15 protein-coding genes and 2 pseudogenes are annotated in these 15,258 nt (G+C 69.5%); 11 read left to right on the top strand and 6 right to left on the bottom strand.

Annotation, left to right across the window (positions count from 1 at the left end):
• Window positions 1-69 precede the first annotated feature (69 nt).
• Complete coding sequence (locus IG08_RS0141840; protein ID WP_030615939.1) at window positions 70-2,637, top strand: carbohydrate-binding protein; 2,568 nt, start codon at window positions 70-72, stop codon at window positions 2,635-2,637.
• A gap of 15 nt (window positions 2,638-2,652) precedes the next feature.
• On the opposite strand, the gene IG08_RS0141835 is transcribed toward IG08_RS0141840, so the two are convergent.
• The 3 genes from IG08_RS0141835 to IG08_RS0141825 form a co-directional block, all read right to left on the bottom strand.
• Window positions 2,653-3,705, bottom strand: a complete 1,053-nt coding sequence (locus IG08_RS0141835) for an aldo/keto reductase (RefSeq protein WP_030615936.1) — start codon at window positions 3,703-3,705, stop codon at window positions 2,653-2,655.
• A 73-nt stretch (window positions 3,706-3,778) separates the two neighbouring features.
• The gene (locus tag IG08_RS0141830; RefSeq protein ID WP_030615933.1) at window positions 3,779-4,543 is read right to left on the bottom strand and encodes a VOC family protein; all 765 of its coding nucleotides are present in this window, start codon (window positions 4,541-4,543) and stop codon (window positions 3,779-3,781) included.
• A 98-nt stretch (window positions 4,544-4,641) separates the two neighbouring features.
• A complete protein-coding gene (locus tag IG08_RS0141825; RefSeq protein WP_030615928.1) occupies window positions 4,642-5,034 on the bottom strand; it encodes a VOC family protein in 393 nt (130 codons plus the stop codon).
• 70 nt (window positions 5,035-5,104) lie between these two features.
• Here IG08_RS0141825 and IG08_RS0141820 point away from each other — a divergent pair, with 70 nt between their 5' ends.
• Window positions 5,105-5,644 (top strand): GNAT family N-acetyltransferase, encoded by a 540-nt coding sequence (locus IG08_RS0141820; protein ID WP_030615923.1) that lies wholly within the window; start codon window positions 5,105-5,107, stop codon window positions 5,642-5,644.
• A gap of 20 nt (window positions 5,645-5,664) precedes the next feature.
• On the opposite strand, the gene IG08_RS0141815 is transcribed toward IG08_RS0141820, so the two are convergent.
• Entirely contained in the window at window positions 5,665-6,348 is a 684-nt protein-coding gene (locus IG08_RS0141815) for a glycerophosphodiester phosphodiesterase (protein ID WP_030615921.1), read from the bottom strand.
• A 383-nt stretch (window positions 6,349-6,731) separates the two neighbouring features.
• Between IG08_RS0141815 and IG08_RS0141810 the strand changes: the two genes are divergently transcribed.
• The 5 genes from IG08_RS0141810 to IG08_RS0141790 all read left to right on the top strand — a co-directional run bounded on the left by IG08_RS0141810 (window position 6,732) and on the right by IG08_RS0141790 (window position 11,327).
• Entirely contained in the window at window positions 6,732-8,129 is a 1,398-nt protein-coding gene (locus IG08_RS0141810; RefSeq protein ID WP_030615917.1) for a DUF6421 family protein, read from the top strand.
• A 41-nt stretch (window positions 8,130-8,170) separates the two neighbouring features.
• Entirely contained in the window at window positions 8,171-8,920 is a 750-nt protein-coding gene (locus IG08_RS0141805; protein WP_043456525.1) for an SDR family NAD(P)-dependent oxidoreductase, read from the top strand.
• Window positions 8,917-9,987: a threonine aldolase family protein gene (locus tag IG08_RS0141800; RefSeq protein WP_030615912.1), complete on the top strand. Its 1,071-nt coding sequence runs from the start codon at window positions 8,917-8,919 to the stop codon at window positions 9,985-9,987. The genes IG08_RS0141805 and IG08_RS0141800 overlap by 4 nt, the downstream gene beginning before the upstream one ends.
• A gap of 75 nt (window positions 9,988-10,062) precedes the next feature.
• Window positions 10,063-10,635, top strand: coding sequence for a transglutaminase domain-containing protein (locus tag IG08_RS0141795; RefSeq protein ID WP_030615908.1), 573 nt, complete (start codon window positions 10,063-10,065; stop codon window positions 10,633-10,635).
• A gap of 8 nt (window positions 10,636-10,643) precedes the next feature.
• Complete coding sequence (locus IG08_RS0141790; RefSeq protein ID WP_030615905.1) at window positions 10,644-11,327, top strand: B3/B4 domain-containing protein; 684 nt, start codon at window positions 10,644-10,646, stop codon at window positions 11,325-11,327.
• Window positions 11,328-11,444: 117 nt separating this feature from the next.
• Here the strand turns inward: IG08_RS0141790 and IG08_RS0141785 are convergent, their stop codons facing one another.
• Window positions 11,445-12,173: a lysophospholipid acyltransferase family protein gene (locus IG08_RS0141785; protein WP_030615902.1), complete on the bottom strand. Its 729-nt coding sequence runs from the start codon at window positions 12,171-12,173 to the stop codon at window positions 11,445-11,447.
• 187 nt (window positions 12,174-12,360) lie between these two features.
• Window positions 12,361-12,777: a DUF4395 domain-containing protein gene (locus IG08_RS0141780; protein WP_030615901.1), complete on the bottom strand. Its 417-nt coding sequence runs from the start codon at window positions 12,775-12,777 to the stop codon at window positions 12,361-12,363.
• A gap of 75 nt (window positions 12,778-12,852) precedes the next feature.
• Here IG08_RS0141780 and IG08_RS0141775 point away from each other — a divergent pair, with 75 nt between their 5' ends.
• The 4 genes and pseudogenes from IG08_RS0141775 to IG08_RS0141760 form a co-directional block, all read left to right on the top strand.
• Entirely contained in the window at window positions 12,853-13,266 is a 414-nt protein-coding gene (locus tag IG08_RS0141775) for a TlpA family protein disulfide reductase (RefSeq protein WP_030615898.1), read from the top strand.
• Between the two features lie 208 nt (window positions 13,267-13,474).
• A complete protein-coding gene (locus tag IG08_RS0141770; RefSeq protein WP_030615894.1) occupies window positions 13,475-13,984 on the top strand; it encodes a flavin reductase family protein in 510 nt (169 codons plus the stop codon).
• A 219-nt stretch (window positions 13,985-14,203) separates the two neighbouring features.
• Window positions 14,204-14,859 (top strand): annotated as a pseudogene (locus tag IG08_RS54925) (electron transfer flavoprotein subunit beta/FixA family protein).
• Window positions 14,860-14,913: 54 nt separating this feature from the next.
• Window positions 14,914-15,258 (top strand): annotated as a pseudogene (locus tag IG08_RS0141760) (electron transfer flavoprotein subunit alpha/FixB family protein); the annotation flags it as partial.

Genomic DNA, 15,258 nt, shown 5'->3' with positions numbered 1-15,258 from the left:
TCCTACGTTCGACCAGGCCGGTTCGGATCATCGACTGGCGTACGGAATTTCGAACGAAGGGTGGATGTCGTGGCAGCCGAAGCTCCCGGTCCCGAGAAGCTCACCATCGACCTCGGCACCGAGACCGGCCCCTTCCACGGCGGTGCGAGCGGCACGCTCTACGGCCTCTACGGCGACGGCGTGCCCAGCCGCACCCTCGTCGAGGGCATGTACCCGCGCACGGTCACCACCAAGGCCCAGGACGGCACCCAGCACCCCGGCGGCGACGCCCTGGAGATCCTGCCGCCCTTCGTCGCGGCGGGCGGCAAGGACGTCTACGTCTACCTGCCCGACTTCTACCGCGGTTTCCCCTACGAATGGCCCGGCGCCACCGGCGAGGAACGGCTCGCCGGGTTCCTCGAGGTCGTCCGCCGCCAGGTCGAACACGTCCTGACGCTGGGTGCGTTGAAGTCCCACGTCGTGTACGTCCCGTTCAACGAGCCCGAGGGCAACATGTTCGGCGAGGGGGAGTGGAGCTACGACCGCACCTCCTGGCGCACCGAACCGGGGCACTACTTCGCGGCCTGGAAAGCGGCGTACGACCTCATCAAGGACCTCGACCCCGACGCCCGCGTCGCCGGCCCCAACACCTGCATCCTGTACCCCGAGGTCAGGGGCTTCCTGGAGTTCGCCAAGGCCCGCGACGTGCTGCCCGACGTGATGACCTGGCACGAGCTGTCCTCGCCCGCCGAGGTGCGCACCAACATCGCCAAGTACCGGGAGCTGGAACGGGAGTTGGGCATCGGCCCGCTGCCGGTCAACATCAACGAGTACGCGCACAACTACCACGTGTCCGTGCCGGGCCAGATGATCCAGTGGATCTCCGCGATCGAGGAGTCGAAGGTCGACGCCGACATCGCCTACTGGAACATCGCGGGCAACCTCAACGACTCGGCCGTGGAGGCCAACAAGGCCAACGGCCAGTGGTGGCTGTTCAACGCCTACGGGCAGCTGACCGGGAACACCGTGCGGGTCGTCGCGCCGCATCCCAACGTGCAGTACACGCTGCAGGGGGTCGCCACCCTGGACAGGGAGAAGCGGCAGGCGCGGGCCCTGCTGGGCGGTGCGGGCGGCGCGGCGGACGTCGTCTTCGAGGGGGTCGACGCGGAGGTGTTCGGCGCGACGGTCCACGTCCGGGTGCAGGAGATTCCCTGGACGGGGCAAGTCGGGGCGTGTGCCCAACCGTTGAGGGTCCTGGACTACGAACTCCCCCTGCTCCAGGGCACGGTGACGTTGCCTCTGACAGACCTCGACGAGATGTCCGCGTACCAGGTGATTCTCTCGCCCGGCGACAACGCCGCCGCGCCCATGCCGCCCTCGGTCCGTTGGCAGCGGACGTACGAGGCCGAGGACGCGACGTACACCGGCGGCGGCCACTCGAAGAACGGGCCCGAGGGATCGCCCTCCGACGTCGAGAAGTTCGCGACCTCCGGTGGCTACCACGTGGGCGGTCTGCGCACCGGCTCCGACGGAGTGCTCGCCTTCGACGTCGAGGTCCCCGAGGCCGGGACGTACGACGTCAGCGTGTTCGCGAACTCCCACAACCAGGCCGATCTGGTGCGCGAGCAGGGCCCCACCAACGTCTTCCTGCGCGTCGACGGGGAGGCCCCACGCGAACTGCGGCTCCCGCTCGGCTACAAGTGGGCGGTCTGGGGTCACACCGACACCCGGGTGGAGCTGACCGCCGGACGGCACCGGATCACACTCGCGGCCCAGGACCCGGACCTCGGCGTCACCAAGGGCGACGCCGTCGTGGACAAGCTGGACCTCGTCCTGCGCGACACCGACCAAACCGCGGTGTACGACGCCGAGTTCGCGGATCTCGGCGCCGGAACCCGTGTCAGCCACGCCCACCGCGGCGCCTCCGGCCCCGGTGTCGCCGTGCTCCCGCGGGGCGGCACCGTCACCTTCTGGGCGCACGCGGACGCCGACGGCGAGGCCTCGGTGACCATCGACCTGCTCGGGCCCGGCGAAGGCCTGCTCACCGTCAACGGCGAGGAGATCGGACGCATCGGGCGCGGCCCTGTCCCGCTCTTCCTGGCCGGCGGCATCAACAAGATCGCGGTCACCGGGACGTCGGAACGCCTGATCGTGGACCGGCTGCGGGTCGGCCCCTCGCGCGGCCTGCTGCCCACCACGGCGTACGCCGCCGCGGAAGGCGCCCTCACCGGCGTGGCGAAGGTGACCGGATACCCGTACGCCACGAGTGGCAAGGCGGTGGACGGCGTCGGCGGCGGACCCGAGAACGCCCTCACCCTGACGGTGACGGCGGACCGCGCCGGACGCCACGCGCTGACGATCCGCTACGCCAACGGCGAGCAGCCGCCCGGCACGCACTACAACCCGGACCCCGTCTGCCGCCACGCGGACATCGCCGTCAACGGGGACGCCCCGCACCGCGTCCTGTTCCCCACCACCTTCCACTTCAACAACTTCTGGCAGCTGGCCGTCCCCGTCACCCTGCGTCAGGGCACCAACACCGTCACCTTCACCGCCGACGAACTCCCCGACTTCGACGGCACCACCAGGAACGAGTACGGGCAGCGCTCCCCGTACGCCCCCGTCATCGACCGCGTGACGGTGACACCACTGGCCTGACGGCATTCCCGGGCGCTAGAGAACCTCGGTGGCCGTACGGCGGTAGCCGGAGCGCCGGTCGTCGATGTCCGCCCAGCGGTCGCCGTAGATGGTCTGGACGACGGCCGGCTCCCGTACGAAGTCGTGCGGGAAGCCGAGCGGCACCGCGCTCACCTCGTCGAGGCGGGCGACGGCGTCGGCATCGAGGCGGACGTCGACGCTGCCGAGGTTGTCGGCGAGCTGGTGCTCCTTGGTGGCCGCGACGATCGGGACGACGTTGCCGGGCCGGCCCAGCAGCCAGGCCAGCGCCACCTGGGCCGGGCTCCAACCGCCCTGCTCGGCGATCTCCAGGACGGCGGTGATGACGTCCTCCTCCTGCGGGCTCGGCTTGTCGCCCCAGGAGTCCAGCCGGCCCGACTCGCCCCGGCGGTACTTGCCGGTGAGCTTCCCGGCCGCCAGGGGCGCCCACGCCAGCACCGCCTGGCCGAACGCCCGGGCCTGCGGCAGCAGTTCGCGCTCCGGCGTCCGCTCCAGCAGGTTGTAGCGCAGCTGCGAACCGGCGAACGCGGTCCAACCCCTCAGCTCCGCAAGGGTGTTGGCCTGTGCGATCTCCCACGCGGGCCAGTCCGAGACACCGACGTAGAGCACCTTGCCCGTGCGGACGAGGTCGTCGAGCGCCCGCATCACCTCGTCGACCGGGGTGAAGTTGTCGCGGGCGTGTACCCACAGGATGTCGAGCCGGTCGGTGCACAGCCGCTCCAGGCTCGCCTCCACCGACTGCACCAGGTTCTTGCGGTGGTTGCCGGCCGCGTTGACGTCCCCCTTGCGGGTCCCGCACGTGTACTTGCTGGCCAGCACGAACTCCTCGCGCCGCCCGTCCAGCAGTTCGCCGAGGATCCGCTCCGAATCGCCGCCCGAGTAGATGTCCGCCGTGTCGACGAAGTTGCCGCCCGCGTCGGCGTAGGCGTCGAGCAGCTTGGCGCTGGTCTCCTTGTCGGAGCCGTGGGCGGGGTCGTCGCCCATGACCATCGCGCCGAGGCTCAGCTCGCTCACGCGCAGACCGGTCTTGCCGAACAGTGTGTACCGCACGATCAGTTCCCCCTCCGGGCAGTTCGTGCGTACGACGCTAGGCGCTGGAGCGCACTTCAACGCAAGCCGCGGCTCAGCCCTCCGCACCCTCCAGGTACACCCCGAAGACCGCGCCCTGGGGATCCCGCAGCACCGCGATCCGGGGCCCGTCCGGCACGGAGGTGGGCTCCATGAGGACGCTGCCGCCCGCGTCGGTCGCCGTGGCCGCGGTCGCGTCCACGTCCGCCACCGCGAAGTACGGCAGCCAGTGCGGCGGCACCTCGGGCGGGAACTTGTCGTCCATCCGCACCATGCCGCCGAAGTCCGTGCCGTCGATGCCCCAGTGCGTGTAGTGCTCCGAGGCGTTGACGCTCCAGCCGAACACCGTGGTGTAGAAGTCGAGGGCCCGTTCGGGCGTCCGGCTCAGCAGCTCCACCCAGCCCAGCGAGCCGGCGGCGTTGAGCAGCCCGGCGCCCTCGAAGCCCCGCGCCTGCCACAGATGGAATCCGGCGCCCTGCGGATCGGCGACGGACGCGAAGCGCCCCATGTCCGGGACGTCCCCGGGCTCGAACACCACGGACCCGCCTGCCGACTTGACCTTCTCCACGGTGGCGTCGACGTCCGACACCGCGAACGTCACGAACCAGGCGACCGGCTGCGACTCCTCGCCCAGCGGGACGAGCCCGGCGACCGGGAGATGGCCCAGGTACGCGATCGTGTAGCCGCCCATCTCCTCCCGCGAGTCCGTCTCCGCCCGCCAGCCGAAGAGGTCTCCGTAGAAACGCTCGGCCGCCGCCGGATCGGGCGTTCCCACCTCGACCCAGCAGGGCCCATTGGCCACCGGCTTGTCGAATTTCATGGCGTCACGGCCTTCCTGCCGACGCGAGCGTCCTCTTCGCACGCTAGCCCCGGTCCGTCGGCGCGGCCATCGGACGGCCCTGTGTACCTGGAACGAGCTCAGATCCCGGGTCGGTACCGGATCGGATGCTCCGCCGGCACCTCCACCAGCACGATCCGCGTCCCGTCCGGATCGGTGATCCACATCTCGACCAGCCCCCAGGGCTCCTTCACCGGCGGCCGCACGATCTCGACCCCCTTCGCCCGCAGCTCCTCGTGCGCGGCGGCCACGTCCTCGACCTGCATCCACAGCCGCACGGCCGGGGACGGCGGGACCTCGGACCGCCCGGATACCTCCAGGAAGCCGCCGCCGAGGAAGTAGACGGTGCCGCGCTCCGGCCCGGTACCGAACTCGCGGTAGACGGCGAGGCCCAGCTGCTCGCCGTAGAAGACGCGGGACCGCTCGGGATCGACGGGGTGGAGCAGGATGCGGCTGCTCAGTACGTGCACCATGCAGCGGAGCCTAGTGGGGGCGTTACGCTCGTCGGTGCCCGAGCCGCGCCCGAGATCGGAGAACCGCTCCATGGACACCACCGCCTCCGGACTGACCTTCCGCGATGCCATCGACGCCGACGTGGACGCCCTGGTCGCGCTGATCGAGTCGGCGTACCGCGGCGACGCCAGCCGGGCCGGGTGGACCACCGAGGCGGACATCCTGGAGGGACAGCGCACCGACCCGCAGGGCGTGCTCGACGTCATCAAGTCGCCCGACAGCCGGCTGCTCACGGTCGAGCGGGACGGCGTCGTCGTCGCCTGCTGCCAGCTCGAACACCGTGGCACCCACGCCTACTTCGGGATGTTCGCGGTGAGCCCCACGCTCCAGGGCGGCGGCCTCGGCAAGGTGATCATCGCGGAGGCGGAGCGGGCGGCCCGCGAGACCTGGGGCACCATGGAGATGCACATGACGGTGATCTCCGTGCGCGACGACCTCATCGCCTGGTACGAGCGCCGAGGCTACCGCCGTACGGGAAGGATGACCCCGTTCCCGTACGGCGACGAGCGCTTCGGCGTTCCGCAGCGCGCCGACTTGCAGTTCGAGCTGCTGATCAAGGAACTCGGATAGTCAGGGAACTCGCATAATCGTTACGCCGTGAAGCGGCCGGTGCGCTTGATCTCCGGGTAGTCGGTGGTCGCGCCGTCCAGCCCCAGGGCTCGTACGAGTCGCAGGTGATCCTGCGTGTTCACCACCCAGCCGATGATCTTCAGGTCCGCCTTGCGGGCCTGCTCCACGATCTCCAGGGTCAGCCGGCGGATGTTCAGGCAGACGGTCCCGGCACCGGCCTCCACCGCGCGGTCCACGATGTCGGTGCCGAACCGGCTGCCGATCAGCGCGGTCCGTACGCCGGGCACCAGCCGGGCGATCTCGGCGATCGCCTCGTCGTGGAACGAGGACACCTCGACCCGGGAGATCAGGTCCCGCTTGTGCATCACCTCGGCCAGCGCCCGGGCCGCCGCGATGTCCTTGATCTCGGCCTGGAGGGGTGACTTCACGGCGTCCAGGACCTCCTCGAACACCGGGATCCGCTCCCCGCGGCCCGCGTCCAGGGCGCGCAGCTCTTCGAGCGTCTTCTCGGCGATCGGTCCCGTGCCGTCGGTCGTGCGGTCCACGTCGGTGTCGTGCATGACGACGAGGGCGCCGTCCTTGCTGAGGTGCAGATCGAGTTCGATCTGGTCGAGGCCGGCCTGCTGGGCGGCGACGAAGGAACGGAGGGTGTTCTCGGGCTCGACACCCATGACCCCGCGGTGACCGATGGTAAGGAAGTTCAAGGTTCAACTCGCTTCCGTCGACGGCGGCTCGGCTCCGCGCGCGACCGGAGCGGACGGTCGCGCGGGCAGAGCCGCAGCCTAATGGCCACGCACCGCGATGGACCCGTGTCTGCGCGGCGGATCGGGCGACGAAAGGGCCGGACCTGGCCTGTACCGGCGGGAGCGGTCACCCGGGCGTGGGCGAGTCCTGCGGGGATTGACCGCGGGCGGTGGTCCCGCTGCCGAAGGCTCGCAGTCGAAGTAATCGCCTACCCGGTATCAGACGGGAAAAACATCTGTTTCCATTGGTGTGGGCAGGATAATCTCCCGAGTCTCCCCTTGCTGGGAGGAAGCTCGTATGCATACGGTGTCCATACACGAGGTTCTGCAGTGGAGGATGGGACATGACGGAAATTCTTGTGCAGGCGGCTTCGGAGGAGCAGGTTCCTCCCGCGACCAGGGTGGTGGAACACCCGGCGTGGCCCGTGCTCAAGGATGCCGTGGAGCAGATCCGGCCATGGCAGTCCAAGGACGGGTCGATCGACTTCGAGACCGACGGCGCCCCGGACCCGGCCGCCGCCGAGTTCGCCGTCCGACGGGTCGCCGCCGCCGTCGAGGAGCTGTCAGGGCTGCTCCCGCACGACCGCGCCTACCACGAGGCCCTCATCAAGGACCTGCACCGCTGGGCCGCCGACGGATTCCGGGTGCCGGACTTCCTCGACTCGCTGCTGGCCTTCCAGCCCGCCGCGAACCGTGCCAACGGCCTCCAGCACCTGGTCGTCTTCCCGATGTACACGCAGAACGGCAACCCCGACCGCAACCTCGAAGCGGTCGTGCTGCGCATGGTGTGGCCCGAGTGGCTGGCCGAGCTGGAGCGCACGCGCTACGACAACCCGCTGTTCTGCGGCATCACGTTCGAGGACTTCACGGCCGGTTACGACACCAACTCCGCCGTGCTCTTCCCCGAGACGATCGCCGTACGCGAGGCCCCGGAGCGCTTCAGCTGGGGTGGCATCTTCTGCGACCGCGAGGCCGCCCGCTTCCGCCGGGTGACCGCCTCCGCCGTCGACATCCTGGGTCTTGAGTTGCCCGAGGACATCGCCGCCATGGTCCACGACCAGAAGCGCTGCGAGGAGGCCTTCGTGCTGTGGGACATGGTCCACGACCGCACCCACAGCCACGGCGACCTGCCTTTCGACCCGTTCATGATCAAGCAGCGTCAGCCGTTCTGGATGTACGGCCTCGAAGAGCTCCGCTGCGACCTCACCGCCTTCAGGGAGGCCGTGAAGCTGCAGGCCGACGGCATCCCGCAGGCCCGTGACGTGCAGTACGCCGTGCTGTTCGACCGTATGTTCCGCTTCCCGGTCACCGGCGAGCGCGTGCGCAACTACGACGGCCTCGGCGGCCAGCTCCTCTTCGCCTACCTGCACAAGCACGACGTCGTCCGCTGGACCGACAACAAGCTCTTCATCGACTGGCAGCGCGCGCCCCAGGTCACCAACCAGCTGTGCGCCGACATCGAGGAGCTGTACCGCGACGGTATCGACCGCCCCAAGCTCGTCCACTGGTTCGCCGGATACGAGCTGGTCTCCACCTACCTCGCCCCGCACCCGGGCTCCAAGTGGGCCAAGGGTCCCGACGCCCTCGATCTGACCCAGCCGCCGCGAAAGCTCGTCGATGACGTGCTTCCGGACGAGTTTCCGCTGAGCATGTTCTATGAGGCACTCTCCAAGAAGCTGAAGAGCGTGATCGCCTCGACCAAGGGGATCACGGCGGAGAATGCCGAGCGAGTGGCCGCGTGAGCGACCACGGCACCGAGAACATGGCTCAGGAGGCGAAGATCATGGCGGGGAACGGAGCTCTCAGTGGTGCGGTGATCGCGGTGGCCGGCGCGGGCGGACCCGCCGGGCGCGCGACACTGGTCCGGCTCGCCGAGGCGGGCGCGACCGTCGTCGCAGCGGACAACGATCCCGAGCGGCTCGCGGAGGCCGTGGACGCGGCCCGGTACGCGTCGGGCGGTGCCACCGTCACCGGTGAGCCCGTCGACCTGCTGGACCTGGACTCCACCCGGGACTGGGCCGAGCACATCGAGAAGGAGTTCGGCCGCGTCGACGGAGTGGTCCACCTCGTCGGCGGCTGGCGCGGCAGTGAGACCTTCATCAAGACGAGCCTCGACGACTGGGACTTCCTGGAGCTGCTGCTCATCCGCACCGTGCAGCACACCTCCCTCGCCTTCTCCGAGGCGCTGCAGCGCAGCGAGCGCGGCCGGTACGTCCTGATCAGCGCCGCGGGCGCGACCAAGCCCTCCGCGGGCAACGCCGCCTACGCCGCCGCCAAGGCCGCCGCGGAGGCCTGGACCCTCGCCATGGCCGACTTCTTCCGCAAGGCCGGGGGCGGTGAGGAGCTCACCTCGGCCGCCACCATCCTGGTGGTGAAGGCACTGGTGCACGACGCCATGCGCGCCGAACGCCCCAACGCGAAGTTCGCGGGCTTCACCGACGTCAAGGACCTGGCCCGGGCCATCGCCGGCGTCTGGGAGAAGCCCGCCGCAGAAGTGAACGGAAACCGTCTGTGGCTGACCGAGAAGCCGTGAACCCTCCGAAGACCGACGCCCGGCGCCATCACGACCCGGACAGCAGGGGCTTCGCCAGCGACAACTACGCCGGGGTCCACCCGGAGGTGCTCGCCGCCCTGGCCGTGGCCAACGGCGGGCACCAGGTCGCGTACGGCGAGGACGTCTACACGGAGAACCTCCAGCGCGTCATCCGCGGTCACTTCGGTGCTACGGCGGAGGCCTTCCCGGTCTTCAACGGCACCGGCGCCAACGTCGTCGCGCTCCAGGCGGTCACCGACCGCTGGGGCGCGGTGATCTGCGCCGAGAGCGCGCACATCAACGTCGACGAGGGCGGCGCCCCCGAGCGCATGGGCGGCCTCAAGCTGCTCACCGTGCCCACCCCCGACGGCAAGCTCACGCCCGAGCTGATCGACAGGCAGGCGTGGGGCTGGGAGGACGAGCACCGCGCGATGCCGCAGGTCGTCTCGATCACCCAGAGCACGGAGCTCGGCACCCTCTACACACCGGACGAGATCCGCGCGATCTGCGACCACGCCCACGCGCGCGGCATGAAGGTGCACCTGGACGGTTCCCGGATATCCAACGCGGCCGCGTCCCTGAACGTCCCGATGCGGACCTTCACCAACGCCGTCGGCGTCGACATCCTCTCCCTCGGCGGGACGAAGAACGGCGCGCTGTTCGGCGAGGCGGTCGTCGTCATCAACCAGGACGCCGTCAGCCACATGAAGCACCTGCGCAAGCTGTCCATGCAGCTCGCCTCCAAGATGCGCTTCGTCTCGGTGCAGTTGGAGGCCCTGCTCGCGAAGGACCTGTGGCTGCGCAACGCCCGCCACTCGAACGAGATGGCCCAGCGACTGGCGGAGGGCGTCCGAGCCGTGCACGGCGTGGAGATCCTCTACCCCGTGCAGGCCAACGCGGTCTTCGCGCGGCTGCCGCACGACGTGAGCGAGCGCCTGCAGCAGCGGTTCCGCTTCTACTTCTGGGACGAGGCCGCGGGCGACGTCCGCTGGATGTGCGCCTTCGACACGACCGAGGAGGACGTGGACGCGTTCGTGGCGGCGCTCAAGGAGGAGATGGCGCGCTAGAACATGGTGCATAGATATGCGGTCACCTGAAAAGTAATTGACGTTCGGGTGATCGCATTCCTATGCTCTGCGGGCATGGAGCTGATCCAGAACACCCCCGACCTGTCCGCTTACTTGGCCGCCGACGAGGCGATCGACCATGACCATCCGATCGTCCGTGACGCGGCTGCGCGCCTCGCCAAGAAGGCCGCGGACTCGTATGCCTATGCACAGCTGGCGTTTGAGTTCGTGCGCGACACGATCCCGCACTCACAGGACTCGGGTGATCTGCGTGTCACCTGGCGAGCTTCCGACGTCCTGGAGCAGGGCACCGGAATCTGCTACGCCAAGGCCCACGCTCTGGCTGCCCTGCTGCGGGCCGAGGACATCCCGACCGCCTTCTGCTATCAGCAGTTCGACGTGGTGCACGGTCTGGTCGCCGTGCGGTTCAACGGTGCCTGGCATCGCCAGGATCCCCGCGGCAACAAACCGGGCGTGGATGCCCGGTTCTCTCTCGACGGCGAGCGGCTGGCCTTCGTGCCCGACCCTGAGTCCAATGAGATGGACTATCCGGTGCTGTACGCTGAACCACACCCGACCGTCCTGAGCGTCCTCCAGGCTGCCCCCGACCGGCCGTACCTCTGGAAGACGCTCCCCACCGCACTCTGAGGCAGGCGATGACCTTCTCCCTGACCGTGTCCGACGAGGTGCACGCCCTCGCCCCCGGTTTCACGCACGTGGCGATCGAGGCGCACGGGCTCGTCAACGGACCCAGCACCGACGCCAGTTCGGCGCTCCTCGACGACGCGGCCCGCCGTCTCGCCGTACGACTGGACGGGCGCGCCCCGCACGAGGACCCGCACATGGCCGCGTGGCGGGAGGTCTACACGGCGTTCGGGTCGAAGCCGTCGCGTACCCGCAACTCGGCGGAAGCGCTGGCCAAGAGAGCGCTGACGGAGGCGGGGTTGCCCCGGATCAACCTGCTGGTCGACCTCTACAACGCCATCAGCGTCGCCCACCTGATCCCTGTCGGCGGGGAGGACATCGACCACATCCAGGGTGGCATGCGCCTCGTGCGGGCCACCGGTGACGAGGACTTCGTGACCGTCGCCGGTGGGGAGGAGGCCATCGAACACCCCGACACCGGCGAAGTGGTGTGGCGCGACGAGGCGGGTGTGACCTGCCGGCGCTGGAACTGGCGCCAGGGGCCACGCACCCGGCTCACCGAGCGGACCGTCTCCGGCATCTTCCTTCTGGAGAGCCTGGCACCGATGCCGGTCACCGACGTCGAGAAGGCGGCCGCCGAACTGGCCGAGCTGCTGGAGAAGTTCAGCCCGGGAGTGCACATCACGGTGCACTAATAGCGGGCTTCGCCAACGCCCCCAAGGGGCGCGGGGCTGTATTGATATGCGGCTACCCTCGCGTGGGCGCGACCAGCCACGACGGCGCCGCAGCCGAACAACGACCCCCGGCGGTGCCTAATGCGCCTCAGCCTCGCGAACCTGCTCCGGCGTAGGCGCCGTACCCCCGAGATGGGCCGGCATCCACCAGGTGTCGTCCGGGCCCTTGGGGTGTACGGGGTAGGCGCGCTGTGCCGCTTCCAGGAGCTCGTTGACCCGCTCGCGCACCTGGCGGGTGATCGCGCCCGCGTACTTGTCGCGCGAGGCCTCGATGGCCTCGCCGACGCGGATGGTGATCGGGATGTGGCTGCGCTTGAAGTTGCGCGGGTGGCCCTTGGTCCACAGCCGCTGCGTGCCCCACAGGGCCATCGGGATCAGCGGCACGCCCGCTTCCTGGGCCATGCGCGCGGCACCCGACTTGAAGGTCTTGAGGGTGAACGACTGCGAGATAGTCGCCTCGGGGAAGACCCCGACGATCTCACCGGACCGCAGTGACTCCAGGGCGTGGTTGTACGCCGCCTCGCCCTGCTTGCGGTCGACCGGGATGTGCTTCATCCCGCGCATCAGCGGACCGGAGACCTTGTGACGGAAGACGGACTCCTTCGCCATGAAACGAACGAGACGTTTCTGCGGGAGCGCCGCCAGTCCGTCGAAGATGAAGTCGAGGTAGCCGATGTGGTTGCTCACCAGCACGGCACCGCCCGAGCGCGGGATGTTCTCCGAACCCTTGCAGTCGATCTTCAGGTCCCACGCCTTGAACAACGCCTGTGCGAGACCAACGACGGGACGGTAGACAAGCTCTGCCATGGACGGGGTGGGCCCTTCCTGCTCTGCCTGGGAAGGGAACTCCAGGCGGAAAGTTACGCAGCCGTAGGTTTACGGCATCTCGCAGATCGTGCCCCAAGAACGGACGGGGAGCCAGTCCTCGTGCCTGTCCTCTGCGAGATTCTCGTCACGTCCACCCAGTGATCCACCTCGGGCTTTTAAGCTGCCTTTACTCCGCGCGTACCGTCACGCGCCGCACGAGCAGGTACATCTCGCAGCCCAGGCAGTACCCGAACGCGGAGTTCAGGAAGGCGGCGGCGAGCGCGGCCCCGGTGGCGGCGAGCCCCAGCCACTCCGGGCCCAGCGCGAAGCCGACGAGGCCCACGCCCGCGAAGAGCAGTCCCACCGCCTGTGCGAACCGCGGCGGTTCGGGCGCCTCGAACTCGGTCGGCGGCCCGATCCGGGGACGAACGACCTTCCGGAACAGCCAGCCGTACGGGGAACGGCCGACTCCGCCCGCCGCGCCCAGCGCGAACGCCAGGGTCTGCCATGCCAGCAGCCAGACGCTGCCCGTGATCAGCACGACCGCCAGCACGACGGTCGTCACGGCCGCCCCGAAGCGCGGCCCCCTCACATCAATGTCCATGGATCAAGCATTCCCCAACGGAAAGAGATCGGGGACACGGGAATCTTTGCAGTCTGATGAATGCTGGTGCAGGTGATGACCGGACTTGTGGTGTGCGTGGCGGTGCTCGCGGTGGCGAGCGTGTACGGAGTGCTGCATCAGCGGCGGAGCGGGAGGGTACGGGTGCGCGGGCGCGACGACGGCAAGCGGCTCGGCGCGGCCGAGCTGGGCGAGCAACTCGGCGAGCGCGCCACACTCGTGCAGTTCTCCAGCGCCTTCTGCGCTCCCTGCCGGGCGACCCGACGGGTGCTCGGCGACATCGCCGGCATGGTCCCCGGCGTGACCCACGTCGAGATCGACGCCGAGGACCACCTCGACCTCGTCCGTGAACTCGACATCCTCAAGACCCCGACCGTGCTGGTGCTCGACGCCGACGGCAGAGTCGTCCGGCGCGCAACGGGCCAGCCGCGCAAGGAGGATGTCATAGCGGCGCTGGGGGAGGCGGTTTGACGTCTGACGTACCGACGGTGAGGCATCTCCCATATGCCGGAACGTACTTGACTGTGCGCACCACCTATCGTCAGCCTGACCGTATGCCTTCGGAACTCCTTCTCTTCGGGCGGGTCCATGTGGACCTCGCCCGCACGGCGAGCGCGCGCTGTCCGGGCTCTTGAGCAGCCACGGTCCAGCTCGCCCCTCCTCGCAGAAGGACACCCGCATGACGGCCACGCCCGACCTCGGCACTCCCCGACTCGCCTCACCCGACCTGCTGCGCTCCGTCTTCCGGCGGCACGCGGCAGGGGTGGCCGTGATCACGGCCCGAGGCGACGCGGGACCGGTCGGCTTCACCGCCACCTCCCTCACCTCGGTCTCCGCCGAGCCCCCGATGCTCTCCTTCGGCATCGGCACCGGGGCCTCCAGCTGGCCCGCGATAGCCGGGGCCGACCGCGTCGGCGTGCACATACTCGGCGAGCACCAGCAGGAGCTGGCCGCCACCTTCGCCCGCAGCGGCGCCGACCGCTTCGGCGCGCCCACCTCCTGGCGCCAGGGCCCCGAAGGTGTTCCGGTTCTCGACGACGTCCTCGCCTGGCTGGTCTGCCGGGTCGTCGCCCGCGTGCCCGCCGGGGACCACCGCATCGTGCTGGCAGAGGTCGAAATGGGCGACCCCGCGGGGCCCGGCCGTCCACTGCTGTACCACCAAGGGCGGTTCAACGGCCTGCGGGAGTGATCCGCTCAACCCCTCTTCTGCGGGGCGGTCGAGTTCCGATTACGCTGCGTTGCAAAGGTCACAGTTCAAAGCGCTTGCTTAGCGGGAACGAACTGGGTGTACTGACGAGTAATATTCCGGGTGGAGCGCAGACCGCCCCGCCCGGGATCGGCCGCTTGGGGCGCCTATGCTGCCTGCAAGTAGGCAGCCGCCACTGGCGACCGGCACTTCGCCGATGACCTGACCGTCGACCGGGACGACGTGGACGGTCTGCTCTCCGAGCTGGACGAGTACGCGGTCGAGCAGGCCCTGCAGATCTCGGAGAACTCCGACGACGACGTCGAGGTGACCGTTCTCACCGTGGGTCCCGAGGACGCCAAGGACGCGCTGCGCAAGGCTCTCTCGATGGGTCGCTGGTGCTGGCGAAGGCGATCGAGAAGGCCGGCTACGACCTGGTGATCTCCGGCATGGCGTCCACCGACGGCACCGCCGGCATCGTGCCCGCGCTGCTCGCCGAGCGCCTGGGCGTGCCGCAGGTGACGCTGCTGTCCGAGGTCTCGGTCGAGGACGGCACCGTCAAGGGCCGCCGCGACGGCGACGCCGCTTCCGAGCAGCTCGAAGCCTCGCTCCCGGCCGTCGTGTCCGTCACCGACCAGTCGGGCGAGGCGCGTTACCCCTCCTTCAAGGGCATCATGGCCGCGAAGAAGAAGCCGGTCGAGGCCTGGGACCTGTCGGACCTGGACCTGGAGGCCGAGGAAGTCGGTCTCGAGGGCGCCTACACCACGGTCGACTCCGCGACCGAGCGTCCGGCCCGTACCGCCGGCACGATCGTCAAGGACGAGGGCGAGGGCGGCAAGCAGCTCGCCGAGTTCCTCGCGGGCCAGAAGTTCATCTGAGGCCCACCCGCTTACCGCCCCTTCAGACTTCGCAACACGCAGGAGAGCATTCCCATGGCTGAAGTTCTCGTCTACGTCGATCACGTGGACGGTGCCGTCCGCAAGCCCACCCTGGAGCTGCTGACCCTGGCCCGCCGCATCGGCGAGCCGGTCGCGCTCGCGCTGGGTGCCGGTGCCGCCGACACCGCCGCCGTCCTCGGCGAGCACGGCGCGGTCAAGGTCCTGACCCATGAGGCCGCCGAGTACGCCGACTACCTGGTCGTCCCCAAGGTCGACGCGCTGCAGGCCGCGTACGAGGCCGTGTCCCCGGCCGCCGTGCTGGTGCCGTCCTCCGCGGAGGGCAAGGAGATCGCCGCCCGCCTCGCGCTGCGCATCGGCTCCGGCATCATCACCGACGCC

It is taken from the genome of Streptomyces fulvoviolaceus (assembly GCF_000718165.1).
In the GTDB taxonomy this organism is placed as follows: domain Bacteria; phylum Actinomycetota; class Actinomycetes; order Streptomycetales; family Streptomycetaceae; genus Streptomyces; species Streptomyces fulvoviolaceus.
This window is presented reverse-complemented; position numbering and strand designations above follow the sequence as displayed.